Genomic DNA, 12,372 nt, shown 5'->3' with positions numbered 1-12,372 from the left:
CCGCCGAAGACGGCGGCCATGGCGGGCCGGGTGCGGTCTTTGCTGTTCGGTTCCGGGTGTCCGGTGCGGGGTACTTGCCTTCCGCTGCTGCATCGGAGATCCGTCCGGGCGGACGAATTCTCGTCAGAGTGACATCCTGGAGCCCAGCCATAGCAAGGGAGTTGGGCTCATGCAGTGGACCGTCCATGGCGAGCGGCAGATCTACAGCAACCCGTGGGTCAACCTATGGCTCGTGGACGTCCAGCAGCCCGATGGGCGGCGGTGGGAACACCATGTGGTCCGGATGCGGCACCTGGCTGTGGCGGCCGTGGTCGACGATCAGAAGCGCGTGCTGATGATGTGGCGGCACCGGTTCATCACCGACACCTGGGGCTGGGAACTCCCGATGGGCCTCATCGAAGCCGACGAGACCCCTGAGCAGGCTGCCGCCCGCGAGGTCGAGGAGGAGACCGGCTGGCGGGTGGAGGGCGTCAAACCGCTGGTTTACGCCCAGCCCGCGAATGGCATCACCGACTCCGAGCACTTCGTATTCCGCGCGGAGGCCGCCTCGTATGCGGGCCCGCCGACCGAGGTGAATGAGTCCGACCGGATCGAGTGGATCCCGATCTCGGAGATCCGGGGCATGATCGACCGCCGCGAGGTCGTCAGCAGTGGCAGCCTGGTCGGGCTGCTGTATCTGCTGCTGGACGAGGCGACCGGCAGCGCCTAGGAGGTCAGCCGAGGGTGTCGCGCATGCGTTGCTCGAAGGCGAGGACGGGGACCTCACGTGCGTACGGCAGCATTCGGCGGTGGAGTTCCTGGACGTGGCCGCTCACTCGTGGCGAGTCGATAGCTGCGGTGAGGTCGAGAGCGAGGCCGGCGCTGGCGCATGCCTCATCCAGTTTGCCCAGCTGGAGCTGGGTGCCGGCCAGCCAGTAGGCATCGGCAGCCACCATGCCGACTACTCACCAGGCACCCCCGACCTGGCCAAGGTCATCGACACACTCCGGGAACTCGCCTCCCCCCTGGCCGGACACCGAACTCCGCCATGCGGAATCCCGTGGATGTCACCCGGCCGACTGCGTGTTTGATGCGTGCCGCTGCCTGGCCGCTGCCGTAGGCGAGGGCTCGAGCGGCAGCGGCGCGAGTCCGTGCGCGGTGACGGGCGACGGCCCGTTCAGCGGTCTCGCCGGATGGTGCGGGCCTATCCCACGAGCACCCGGTCCACGTGGGGTGGAGAGCGCCCATCGCTTCACTCTCGCAGCCGGAAAGCGCGCTTCGCGGGGTGAACCAAACGCGTGTCGACCAGGGGTGACGTCACGGACATCGCGCGGCTGGGATCGGGGCCTTTGACCTGCGGCCCGTCAGCGATTGAAGGGGGCGCGTTCCGCGTCGAGGGCCGGTTCGTGGCAGCGTTCTGGCAGCCCGCCGGAGGAGGGTCGGGCTGCCAGAACGGCCGGCGTAGGGCTGGCAGGTGAGATGACCGCTGCACCACGCTGGCCTCGCCGTCGGCCAATGCTCGGCCAGGTCAGAGAAGACCGCTGAGCAGTCAGCCGAGCAGTCCGTTGCGGCGACCGTAGCCGTTTCCGTACCCGTCGCTGTAGCGGCCCTCCTCGTACCGGCGACTCGGACGAGCTTGCGCCTCGCGCGTTCACTTGTCGTTCGTCCCGCCCCGCGCAGCGCCCTCGATGGCGGCCCACCTACGTGAGGTGCTGCCCGTCGGCCAGCCCGTGGGGGCCAGGAGCAGGACGGTATAGAGCCGACCGGGGGAAATGGCCTTTACCTGTGCGTGTCGTGCTTGCGGCGCGGGATGTATAGACCCGGCCCTTCTCCTATGGGGAGGGCCGGTCGAAGAACAACCACACTGCTCGTCTGTGACGGGCTCACCTGAGAGTTGGCGCTGACCTGTGGATGGCCTCGTGTGCGCCTCGGGACTGCGCGTCACGGCGGGCGGCCGAGGCCCGGCGCGGCCGATCCCACTTCCTGTCCGGCACCTCGGAAATTCGGAGCCTTCAGCTGCCCATGACGGGTTCGCCGGAGCAGTCACAGTGGCGTCCGCCCCATCGGGTCGCCACTGGCCGGATCCCCGGAATGAACGGCCGGGCGCTGAGCCGATGGCACCGATCCGGCCCCGGGCATCTCATGTGCCGACTCTCCTCCCCCTCAACAAGCATGATCGACTGGAAGGGTTCCGCTGTGTTCGGGAAACAATATGTGCGTGAACTGATCACCCGCAGTGCCGAGAACGGCGTCGACCGCCGCCGGTTCATGAGGGGCGCGGGTGCGGCCGGGCTCGGTGTGGTCGGTGCCGGTCTCGTGGGTGCGGCCGCCACACCTGCCGCAGCAGCGGCCGTGTCCGACGGCCCGTCCGGAGGCGACTCCGGTGCGATCAGCGACGCGGCGATCCTCAACTTCGCGCTCAACCTGGAGTACCTGGAAGGCCAGTTCTACTCCTACGCGGTCAACGGGTACGGCCTCCCCGACGCCCTGACCACAGGCAAGGGCACCCGGGGCAGTGTCAGCGGCGGGCGCCAGGTCAAGTTCCGCTCTCGTTCGGTGCGCCAGTACGCCGAGGAGATAGCCCGCGACGAGCGGGAGCACGTCGCGTTCCTGCGCGGCGCACTCGGCTCGTCCGCCGTCGCCCAGCCGAAGATCGACATCCAGAGCAGCTTCACCGCTGCCGCCCGCGCCGCAGGACTCATCGGTCCGAACCAGACGTTCGACCCCTACGCCAACGACAACAACTTCCTGCTGGCGGCATTCATCTTCGAGGACGTCGGCGTCACCGCATACAAGGGCGCGGCCCCCCTCATCAGCAACAAGACCTACCTCGGCGCCGCAGCCGGCATCCTCGCCGTGGAGGCGTACCACGCCGCGAACATCCGGACGGCGTTGTTCGAGCGCGACCTCGCCACCGAGGCGGGCAAGATCTCGGACGCCCGGGACAGCCTCGACGGGCCGAGCGACGACGACCAGGGCATCGTGAAGAACGGCAAGGCCAACATCGTGCCCGCCGACAACAACGGTCTGGCCTTCGGCCGCAGCACCGAGCAGGTCCTCAACATCGTCTACCTCACGCCGAAGAAGGCCACCTCCGGAGGGTTCTTCCCCGCCGGAGTCAACGGTTCCATCCACACCAGTGGTGCGAACGACACCGGCCGAACCCCGGTCGGCGGCATGGCCACCGGTGGCGGCGGCACCCAGAACACCCAGAAGGCCGGCATGGTCGTCGGCGGAGCCACGCTCGCCGCCGCCACCGTGGCCGGAGCCGCCGCCATCACCCGCAGGAACAACCAGGCCGCCGATGCCTCTGCCGGCGCATCCAACGAATCGGACCACACGCCGGCTCCGTGACAGCCCTTCACCACTCGACAGCGACCGGGCGTTGCTCGCTGATCTGCGAGATCACCCTCAACGCTGCCGACTACTGACCCGACGCGCACCGTGCAGACGCACGAACCCATCTCCTGCGTCTGCGCGGTGCGCGGGTCGCCCACCTCAACCACGACTTCACAAAGGTCTGTTGAGGGACCAGGTCCCACCAGAACGTCGGATGGAGCAGCGGTGCAGGCAACGCAGTGGGCGATCACCCTGATGGAGCTGGGGCTGCTCGGTGGCACCGCCATGACCGTGTACCTGGAGGCATACAAACGCGTGGCCTTCGGCCTCGTCCCGGCCGGCTGCCGACGCCGCGTTGAAATGTGGCGCAGGCTGGCACCCCCTCTACGCGCAGCGTCAGTCTGCATACTCACGGCTGGGGCCCTGGCCTACCTGATCACCACGGTCAGCTGATCATGACCGGATCCCTTGTCACGAAAAACGACACTGCGCCGCCCTCGACTCCGGCGCTCGCGGCAGACCGGCTCCCGGAAACCACTCCTGTCCGGCCCACACCGACAGAGACCGGTGCGAGCCGTTCGCGGCGGCTGCGTGCCGCATGGTCGATGTTCGGCCCGGCCTTCGTTGCCGCTATCGCCTATGTCGATCCGGGAAATTTCGCCACCAATATCTACGCCGGTGCACACACGGGATATCAGCTGGTGTGGGTGGTGCTCGTGGCCAGCATCCTGGCGATGCCCATCCAGTACCTGTCAGCGAAAGTGGGGATCGTCACCGGGCGCACCCTGCCGGAGCTGTGCCACGAGCGGTATCCCCGCCCCGTGCTCTGGGCCATGTGGGCACAGGCAGAACTCGTCGCGATGGCCACCGACCTCGCCGAGTTCATCGGTGCGGCCATCGGCCTCAACCTGCTGTTCGGCGTCCCCCTCTTCGCTGCCGGACTCATCACAGCAGCGGCCGCCTTCCTCGTCCTCGCCCTCCAGACCCGCGGCTACCGCCCCTTCGAACGCGCCATCGCCTTCCTCTTCGTCATCGTCTGCGCGGGCTTCGCCTACGAGCTGTTCCGGATCGGCCCCGACACACGCGCCACCCTCGGCGGCCTGCTGCCCGACCTCAGCGGCCAGGGCACGGTCTACCTCGCCGCCGGAATCGTCGGCGCCACGGTCATGCCACACATCGTCTATCTCCACTCCGCCCTGACCAACCAGCGGATCAGCTGCGGCACGGACACGGAACACCGCACCGTGCTCCGCTACGAACGCTGCGACATCGCCCTCGCACTCGGCGCCGCCGGCGCCGTCAACCTCGTCATGCTCCTCATCGCAGCAAAGCTCTTCCACGGCACCCTCAGCCACGAGGTAGCCGGCATCGCCCAGGCGCACGCCGAGCTCTCGACGCTGGTCGGCGGCGGTGCCGCGCTGGCGTTCGCGGTCGCGCTCGTCGCCGCGGGCATCTCCTCCTCCAGCGTCGGCACCTACGCCGGACAGGTCATCATGTCCGGCTTCCTCGGCCTGCGCCTTCCGCTCTTCGCCCGGCGAGCCATCACCATGCTCCCGGCCCTGGCCGTCCTGCTCGCCGGAGCCGACCCCACCGCCGTCCTCGTACTGAGCCAGGTCATCCTCAGCCTCGGCATCCCCTTCGCCCTGGTCCCGCTCGTGCTCATCACACGCGACAAGACGATCATGGGAGGCTTCACCAACCCGTCCTGGCTCACCAAAGGCATGTGGGCGGCCACGGCCACCATCACCGCCCTGAACGCCACACTGCTCTACCAGCAATTCCTCGGCTGACCCTTCTGCCCACGTCTCCCGACGACTTCAGCTGACAGGGCCGGCGAACGGCAGGCGCCCCGGCAGCAACGCGCAACCGCCCACCTCACCTGCGACTGCGACCCATCGCCACTGGCCTCCCGCTCCCCTCCTACGGGCTGCGCTCACACCTCACTGAGACAAAGCCCGAACTACTGATTGGAGACCAAGAAGGCATGATCCTCGATCAAGCCGTTTCGACCGGCGATCTCTTTGGTGGTCCGGTCCACCCGACCGCACCCGGTCCGCAGGCCGCCTAACATGGCAGCCAGGGCGGGCCGGCTGCGGTCTTTCAGCACGACCTCCAGGCGGCGCCGTCTCCACGCGGCACGACATCCACGCCGCGCCGTCTCCGCCGCGCTCGCGTCCGGCCGCGTTCACCGGCCGGCGGCCAGTACGGCCGCGAGGCCCTCTTGCAGGTCGCTGACGAAAAATCCGGGGACCTCCAGCGACGGAAAGTGTCCCCCGGTTTCGGGTGTCCTCCACCGGACGATCTGCCGGTACCGCTCCTGGGCCCAGGGGAGTGGGCACTTCTCGATGTCGCGGGGATACATCGTGATTGCTGACGGGACGGCAACCCGGAGTTCCGGGTCGAGCGATTGGTGGCTTTCGTAGTAGATGCGGGCCGCCGATGCGCCGGTGCGCGTCAGCCAGTACAGGGTGACGTCATCGAGGACCCGGTCTCTGGAAATCGTCTCGAACGGGCTGTCCTCGGTGTCCGACCACTCGGCGAACTTGTCGAGGATCCAGGCGAGAAGCCCGACCGGTGAGTCGACGAGCGAGTAGCCGATGGTCTGCGGCCGGGTCGCCTGCTGCTTCGCGTACGCCGCGCGGTTGTGCCAGAAATCGCGGGTTTCCTCGGTCCACTCCCGCTCGACCGCGGTCAGCCCCTCCGTTGTCAGCCCGGGTGGTGCCTCCGCGAACGTGGTGTGGATGCCGAGAACGTGCGCCGGGAATCTGCCGCCGAGGACCGTGGTGATCACCCCTCCCCAATCGCCGCCGTGCGCCAGGAACTTGCCGTAGCCGAGCCTCCCCATCAGCTCCACCCAGGCGGCCGCGATCTTTTCGATTCCCCAGCCGGTGGTGGCCGGCTTGTCGCTGTAGCCGAAGCCGGGCAGCGACGGGACCACGACGTGGAACGCCGGAGCGTCCGCGTCTTCCGGATCCGCCAGCTCGTCCACCACGTCGGTGAACTCGGCGATGCTGCCCGGCCAGCCGTGGGTGAGGATCAGCGGGGTGGCGTCCGCGCGCGCGGACCGGCGGTGCAGGAAGTGGATTCCCAGGCCGTCGATGGTGGTGCGGAACTGGCCGATCCGGTTGAGGCGCGCCTCGAACGAACGCCAGTCGTACCCGGTGCGCCAGTAGTCCAGGACCGAAGTGAGGTCGGTGAGAGGAACGCCCTGCCCCCATCGGCGGGGGCCGGGTGCGGCGCGATGGACCGTCTCGGCCTCCGGCAGTCGTGCCGCGGCAAGTCGCGTGCGCAGATCGTCGAGGTCGGCGTCGGTTGCGTGGGTTTCACATGCTTGTACATCGCTGGTGCGGCGGGACATGACACCTCCTGGGCATCGTGGAACCGGCTGACGACCTATCGAGAACCGGCTAAGACGGTTCTAACAGGCGCACGAGCTGCGCCGCAACCGGCTAAGGTGGTTCCATGCCTGCTGGATTCCCTGACTTCCGCCTCGGCAGCGTGCTGGCGACCAGCTTCACCGGGACACTGTCGGAGCGTCATGGCGACGCCGTGGAGCGCATTCCCGCGCCGCACCGGCTCGTCGACTGGCTGGCGGTGAGCGGCCTCGCCGTGGACTCCTGCACCAGCGCCCAGCTCGACCTCGCCCGGGAGCTGCGGGAGTCGATCCACGCCGCCGCGACGGCGGCCGCGATCCAGGATCCTCTCCCCGCATCCGCCGTCCACGTCATCAATGACCGCAGCGCTCAGGGCCGGGCCGCGGCGTTCCTGACGCCCGAGGGCAAGCGGCAGTGGCGGCTCGGTTCGGCCTCCTGCATGGAGGACGCCCTCGGCGTGATCGCCGCCGACGCGATCGGCATCCTCGCGGGCGAACGGGACGGACGGCTGGCCCTGTGCGCATCACCGACCTGCCAGGCCGCCTTCTTCGACACCAGCCAGAGCCGCAGCCGCAAATGGTGTGACATGAATACGTGCGGGAATCGCCAGAAGAAGGCACGCTTCCATGCCAACCAGCGTAAGAATCCTGGATCAGCGGAGTGATCAGCGCCCTGATCGTCTCGGCCTGTGCTCTCCCGCCGGGCTCTATTCCGCCCCCCCGCTCCTCCAACCTCCCCCGCTCCTCCAACCTCCCCAGCAACTCCGTGACTTCCTCCGCGTACGGGGCGAGGCCCGCCTCCTCGTACGCCGTTCTGGCCTGCTCCCAGCGGGCGCGGGCCGTGTCCCGGTGGTTCATCGCCAGGGAGTTCAGGCCGAGATGGTGCAGGGTGCGCGCCCGGCCTACGGTGTGGCCGAGTGCGCGGTAGATGTCGAGCGCCTGGTGGTAGTGGTCGTCGGCCTGCGTGTGGTTGCCACGGTTCCGGGCGGTGGTAGCGAGGTTGTACAGGGTGTGGGCCACGGCCGTCTCGTCCCCGCCCGCCCGGAAGAGCGGCAGGGCGGCGCGGTAGTACGTCTCCGCCTCCGGGTAACGGCCGCTGCGGCGGGCTGCGGTGCCCATGCTGTGCAGGGTGGCGGCCTGACCGGAGCGGTCACCGATCCGCCGGTACGCCTCCAGGGCCTCGGCGAAGGTGTGCAGTGCGAGGTCGTAGTCCTGCATGTGCTTGAGGAAGTCGCCCTTGTTGTAAAGGGCTTGCGCCTCCTGGGCGCTGTCGGCGCCGTAGCACGCGAAGCCCACCGCCATCTCGCACGCCTCCAGACCGGCCGCCCAGTCCTGCTGGCGGCGGAGGAACCAGCTCACGTCGTGGGCCAGTGGCAGACCCGCCGCGTAACGGCCGTGCGTCTGGGCGAGATGCAGGGCTGTGCGGAGGTTCGTTCGCTCGGTGTCGAGCCACTGCTCGGACTCTTCGTCGTGCCGCCCCTCGCGCGCGGCCGCCACAATCCGCTCGGTGGCGTCCCGGGCGGCGTCGCGGTAGTGGGCGAGCAGCCGGTCGATCGCGGCCCCGGTGGCCTCCTCGTCGTCCCGTTCGCGGCGCAGCGCCTCCGCGTACAGCCGCAGCAGGTCGTGCAGGCGGAACCAGCCGCGCGGCTTGCCCGCCTCGACCATATGGGCCGCGCGCAGCGCGCTGAGCAGCTTGCGGGCCCGTGGGACGGGGAGCCCGGTGAGTGCGGCGGCGGCTTCCGTGCTCACCTGCTGGCCCAGGTTGAGGGAGAGCAGCCGGAAGGCGCGGGCCTCGTCGGGGCCGAGTCTCGCGTACGACAGGTCGAAGGCGGCGGTGACCGAACTGCCGCCGCCGTACGACAGTTCCTCCAGGCGGGTGGCGCGGTCGCGCAGGGCGGCGGTGAGTTCGCGGGCCGACTGGTCCGGGTCACCGGCCAGGATCGACGCCACGACGGCTACCGCCAGCGGAAGATGGCCACAGAGCCGGGCGAGGTCGCTCACGGCGTCCGGTTCGTCGTCGGCGCGGGTGTCGTCGGGGCGGCGTATGCGGAGCGTACGGGCTATCAGCGCGACGGCCTCGGACGGATCGAGGACACCGAGGTCGACGATTCGGGAACCGGGCAGATCGCCGAGGGTGTGACGGCTGGTCACCAGCGCCCGGTGCACGGAGGAGCCCGGCAGCAGGGGGCCGATCTGCCCGGTCGACGAGGCGTTGTCCAGCACCACGAGCAGCGCGCACCCCCGGGCGGCGAGCCCGGCCAGCTGGGAGTGGTAGAGCGAGAGGCGGCCCTGGGGCGTCGGGGGGAAGTGCTCGTCGGGGACGCCGAGGGCGCTGAGGAAGACGGAGAGCGCGACGTCGGTGGGCAGCCTGCGGTCGTCGTCGTAGCCCTGGAAGTTGGCGAAGAGCACACCGCCCGGGAACCGTCCCGCCTCCAGTGCGTCATGGGCGGCCCGCAGCGCCAGCGCCGTCTTGCCGACGCCCGCCGTGCCGACCAGGGTGGGCACCACGACCGGGGTCCCGTCGGAGCCTGAGCGCAGTGCGTCGGCCACGGTCCGCAGCGCCGCCTGTCTGCCGGTGAACTCCGGAGCGGCCGGAGGCAGCCCGGCCAGCGCGGTCGGCACCGGCGGCGTGAGGTTCAACTCCCCGACGTGACCGGCCTGGACGACCGTCCCGGATACGGTCCCGCTCAGGTCGTTGGACGACTGGTTCATCCTCTCTTTCTAGCGCACCTCTCTTCGGCGCAACCCCCGGTACGGGCAGGAGAGTTGACCGGCGGCAGAAGCAGAAGGACTCTTCCGGAACGAGTCTTCTGCTTCTACGGTGTCGCCATGGCCGAAGCACCGGACGCCGTCACCCCGAATCCCGTCTCACCGGACGCCGTCGAGCTAAGCCCCGTCCCATCGGACCCCCTCGCACCCGACCCCCGGCACGACATCACGCTCGACGCCGCCGCCCTGCGGGTCCTCGCCCATCCGGTGCGGCTGCGGCTGCTGAGCCGGCTGCGGCAGTACGGACCCGCCACCGCGCGCCAGCTCGCGGCGCACTTCGCGCTCGACCCGGGCTCGGCCAGCTACCATCTGCGCCGCCTCGCTGCGGGCGGGCTGATCGAGGAGGACTCCGGGCGTGGCACCCGCCGGGACCGCTGGTGGCAGGCGCGGCACCGGACCTCCTTCCACGATCCCGGCGCCGGCAGCCCGTCGGAGCGGGCGGAGAGCCGGGCGTACGCCCAGGCACTGCTGCTCGCCTACAGCGATCAGCTGCGCGAACTGGCGGGCAGGGTGCCGCTGCTGCCCGACGACTGGTACGCCGCCTCGGTCTTCAGCGATGTCACGGTGTACATCACGCCGGACGAACTGAACGCGATGAAGGCCGAGTTGGCGGAGGTGATCGGCCGCTACCGGGAGCGGGGAGCCCGCCGACCGCCGTACGGGGCCCCCAACGGATTGGGCGGCCCGGACGGCCCGGAGGACCCCGGCCTCGCGGTCGGCCCGGACGGAGCGAGCCGCACGGACGGGGCGAGCCGAGCGACACCCACCGACGCGCCCGCCCCCGTCTCGGTCCAGTTGCAGTCGTTCCCGCTGCTCGACGGTCGATGACCGCCGCCCACCGGGATGCCAACGTCCTGCGCTGGCTGGGCGCCTACACCGCGTCCGTGACCGGTGACGTGACCTACTTCCTCGCCCTGACCTGGGCGGCCACCCGGGCGGCGGGCCCCGCGCAGGCCGGTGCGGTACTGGCCGCCGGAGCCGTGCCCCGCGCTCTGCTGATACTCGGCGGAGGTGTGGTCGCCGACCGGTTCGGTGCGCGCCGCGTCGTCATCGGCAGCGATCTGGTGCGGTGCGTGGTCATCCTCACCGCCGCCGCGCTCACCTGGGCCGGGGGTACCCAGTTCTGGCTGCTCTACGCGCTGGCGGTCCTCTTCGGCGCCGTGGACGCGCTGTTCATGCCCGCTGTCGGGGCGCTGCCGCCACAGCTCACCGGCCCGGACCAGCTCGCCCGGGTGCAGGGCATGCGCACGCTGTCCGTACGGTTCAGCAACGCCGTGGGGCCGATGGCCGGTGCCCTGGTCCTCGCGGCGGGGGGCGCGGCCGGTGCCTTCGGGGTGTCGGGGGTGCTCTTCTGCGGGTCGCTGGTGCTGCTCAGCGCCATACGGTTGCGCGAGTCCGCCGACGTACCGGATGCACTGGATATACCGGATGTACCGGACGCACTGGAGCCGCCGGACATGCTGGAGTCGCCGGACGTACTGGAGGCGCCAGAAGCCGTACGCCGGGGCGCGGACGTGCCGGACTCGGCCGGCCGTACGACCGCCTCCCAGGACTTCCGGGCCGGTCTGCGCTACCTGCCAGTCCGAGACACCGCGGGTCGGGCCCCGTCCGCGCTACTCGGGTGCGGCCTGCCCCGGAACGCCCTGCTCCGGAACATCCCGCTTCGGAACATCCCGCTTCGGAACGCTCCGTTCAGGCATGCCCTGCCCGGGAACACCCTGCTCAGGAACGCTCCGGGCCGTGCCGCCCGGCTTCTCAGGGGCGGTGAGCAGCCCGTGTTCCGCGAAGACCTTCTTCGCCACGGCGGTGGCGTTGAGCGCCTTGGGCATCCCGCAGTAGACCGCCGAGTGCAGCAGCGCCTCGACTATCTCCTCCGCGCTGAGGCCGACGTTGAGTGCGGCGTTGATGTGGACGTCGAGCTGCGGTTCGCAGCCGCCGAGGGCCGTGAGCATGCCGAGCGTGACCAACTGGCGGTCGCGCAGGGCCAGCTGGGGCCTGGTGTAGATGTCGCCGAAGGCCCAGGCGACGATGTGATGCCCCAGGTCGGGCGAGATGTCGGCCAGGGAGTCGATGACCTGCCTGCCGCCCTCGCCGACGACCCGGTCGAGCATTCCCATCCCCCGCTGCAACCGGTCCTCCCGGGTCTCGGCTGCGGGGGACGGGAGTCCCGGGGTGGCCTCCGGTGCGTTCTCCGGGGTGGCCGGATCGGTCGGGGTGCTCATGGCTGCTCCGTTCCGGGCTGCCCGCCGGGTGGCGGGCAAGCCGTGCGAGGTGACCGTACGAGGTGGCCGTACGGCATGCCCGGTACGGGGTGGCCGTACCGGGTGCGCCGTAGCGGGTGGGTCGTCCGGGGTGTGCCGTTTCAGGTGGGTCGTCCGGGGTGTGCCGTACGGGGTCGCCGTACGGGCGGACCGTACAAGGTAGTTGAACATTCCCCGGTCGTGGAGAGACGGTAAGCGCCGGGGCGCCCGAGTGACCTCGGCGGGGCCGGGGCCGTGACTCCGCCGCCCGTAGAGTGCGGGAGTGAACAGGCGGTGGCGGGCGTGCGGTGCGGCGGTGGTGACGGTCGCCGCGTGGCTGGGCGTACGCGCCCTGGCGGGCGGGGTGTTCGCCAAGTACGCGGGCGACGCCCTCTACACGGTCCTGGTCTTCCTGGTGGTGCTGATCATCGCACCCCGGCTGCGGGCAGCCCCGGCCGCGGCCATCGCCCTGGCCTTCAGCTGGGCCGTGGAGTTCCTGCAGATCGCAGGGGTCCCGGCGGTGCTGCGGCCGGTGCTCGGCGCCACGTTCAACGCGCCGGATCTCTTCTGGTACGCGGTCGGGGCGGCACTCTGCTGGGCCGCGACCACCCGCCGGGCCCGGTAGCGACCGGGCGGCCCGCTGCCCGCCACCCGCCGCTTCGTGGCGCAGCG

General features: G+C 70.2%; 9 protein-coding genes and 3 pseudogenes. 8 read left to right on the top strand and 4 right to left on the bottom strand.

The window, feature by feature from the left end:
• Nucleotides 1–169: 169 nt before the first annotated feature.
• On the top strand, nt 170–709 hold the full coding sequence (locus ACFXBC_RS28020; protein ID WP_385030269.1) for an NUDIX hydrolase: 540 nt from the start codon (nt 170–172) through the stop codon (nt 707–709).
• Between the two features lie 4 nt (nt 710–713).
• Here ACFXBC_RS28020 and ACFXBC_RS28015 read toward each other — a convergent pair whose 3' ends face one another.
• Nucleotides 714–935 (bottom strand): hypothetical protein, encoded by a 222-nt coding sequence (locus tag ACFXBC_RS28015; protein ID WP_385030266.1) that lies wholly within the window; start codon nt 933–935, stop codon nt 714–716.
• Nucleotides 936–2,151: 1,216 nt separating this feature from the next.
• Here ACFXBC_RS28015 and ACFXBC_RS28010 point away from each other — a divergent pair.
• The 3 genes from ACFXBC_RS28010 to ACFXBC_RS28000 all read left to right on the top strand — a co-directional run bounded on the left by ACFXBC_RS28010 (nt 2,152) and on the right by ACFXBC_RS28000 (nt 5,108).
• Nucleotides 2,152–3,333 (top strand): ferritin-like domain-containing protein, encoded by a 1,182-nt coding sequence (locus ACFXBC_RS28010; protein WP_385030263.1) that lies wholly within the window; start codon nt 2,152–2,154, stop codon nt 3,331–3,333.
• Between the two features lie 210 nt (nt 3,334–3,543).
• Nucleotides 3,544–3,771: a hypothetical protein gene (locus ACFXBC_RS28005; protein ID WP_385030260.1), complete on the top strand. Its 228-nt coding sequence runs from the start codon at nt 3,544–3,546 to the stop codon at nt 3,769–3,771.
• 2 nt (nt 3,772–3,773) lie between these two features.
• The gene (locus tag ACFXBC_RS28000) at nt 3,774–5,108 is read left to right on the top strand and encodes an Nramp family divalent metal transporter (RefSeq protein WP_385030257.1); all 1,335 of its coding nucleotides are present in this window, start codon (nt 3,774–3,776) and stop codon (nt 5,106–5,108) included.
• Nucleotides 5,109–5,503: 395 nt separating this feature from the next.
• On the opposite strand, the gene ACFXBC_RS27995 is transcribed toward ACFXBC_RS28000, so the two are convergent.
• Entirely contained in the window at nt 5,504–6,676 is a 1,173-nt protein-coding gene (locus ACFXBC_RS27995; protein WP_385030254.1) for an epoxide hydrolase family protein, read from the bottom strand.
• Nucleotides 6,677–6,780: 104 nt separating this feature from the next.
• Between ACFXBC_RS27995 and ACFXBC_RS27990 the strand changes: the two genes are divergently transcribed.
• Complete coding sequence (locus tag ACFXBC_RS27990; RefSeq protein ID WP_385030251.1) at nt 6,781–7,356, top strand: CGNR zinc finger domain-containing protein; 576 nt, start codon at nt 6,781–6,783, stop codon at nt 7,354–7,356.
• 145 nt (nt 7,357–7,501) lie between these two features.
• Here ACFXBC_RS27990 and ACFXBC_RS27985 read toward each other — a convergent pair.
• Nucleotides 7,502–7,993, bottom strand: a pseudogene (locus ACFXBC_RS27985) (tetratricopeptide repeat protein); the annotation flags it as partial.
• Nucleotides 7,994–9,520: 1,527 nt separating this feature from the next.
• Here ACFXBC_RS27985 and ACFXBC_RS27980 point away from each other — a divergent pair.
• The gene (locus ACFXBC_RS27980; protein ID WP_385030248.1) at nt 9,521–10,288 is read left to right on the top strand and encodes a helix-turn-helix domain-containing protein; all 768 of its coding nucleotides are present in this window, start codon (nt 9,521–9,523) and stop codon (nt 10,286–10,288) included.
• A pseudogene (locus ACFXBC_RS27975) lies at nt 10,285–10,869 on the top strand (MFS transporter); the annotation flags it as partial. The gene ACFXBC_RS27980 and the pseudogene ACFXBC_RS27975, both read left to right, overlap by 4 nt.
• Before the next feature lie 339 nt (nt 10,870–11,208).
• Here the strand turns inward: ACFXBC_RS27975 and ACFXBC_RS27970 are convergent.
• Nucleotides 11,209–11,577 (bottom strand): annotated as a pseudogene (locus ACFXBC_RS27970) (carboxymuconolactone decarboxylase family protein); the annotation flags it as partial.
• A gap of 406 nt (nt 11,578–11,983) precedes the next feature.
• Here ACFXBC_RS27970 and ACFXBC_RS27965 point away from each other — a divergent pair.
• Nucleotides 11,984–12,325, top strand: coding sequence for a DUF2809 domain-containing protein (locus ACFXBC_RS27965; RefSeq protein WP_385030245.1), 342 nt, complete (start codon nt 11,984–11,986; stop codon nt 12,323–12,325).
• The last annotated feature ends 47 nt before the right edge of the window (nt 12,326–12,372 follow it).

It is taken from the genome of Streptomyces sp. NPDC059398, from assembly GCF_042751845.1.
In the GTDB taxonomy this organism is placed as follows: domain Bacteria; phylum Actinomycetota; class Actinomycetes; order Streptomycetales; family Streptomycetaceae; genus Streptomyces.
The sequence above is the reverse complement of the archived record's forward strand: the minus strand, read 5'-3'. Positions and strand labels throughout refer to the sequence as shown.

Bases quoted from the DNA above. Each gene is read 5' to 3' on its own strand.
- ACFXBC_RS28015 (WP_385030266.1), bottom strand. From the start codon at position 935: ATGGTGGCTGCCGATGCCTACTGGCTGGCCGGCACCCAGCTCCAGCTG.
- ACFXBC_RS28020 (WP_385030269.1), top strand. From the start codon at position 170: ATGCAGTGGACCGTCCATGGCGAGCGGCAGATCTACAGCAACCCGTGG.
- ACFXBC_RS27980 (WP_385030248.1), top strand. From the start codon at position 9,521: ATGGCCGAAGCACCGGACGCCGTCACCCCGAATCCCGTCTCACCGGAC.
- ACFXBC_RS27995 (WP_385030254.1), bottom strand. From the start codon at position 6,676: ATGTCCCGCCGCACCAGCGATGTACAAGCATGTGAAACCCACGCAACC.
- ACFXBC_RS27990 (WP_385030251.1), top strand. From the start codon at position 6,781: ATGCCTGCTGGATTCCCTGACTTCCGCCTCGGCAGCGTGCTGGCGACC.
- ACFXBC_RS28010 (WP_385030263.1), top strand. From the start codon at position 2,152: ATGATCGACTGGAAGGGTTCCGCTGTGTTCGGGAAACAATATGTGCGT.
- ACFXBC_RS28000 (WP_385030257.1), top strand. From the start codon at position 3,774: ATGACCGGATCCCTTGTCACGAAAAACGACACTGCGCCGCCCTCGACT.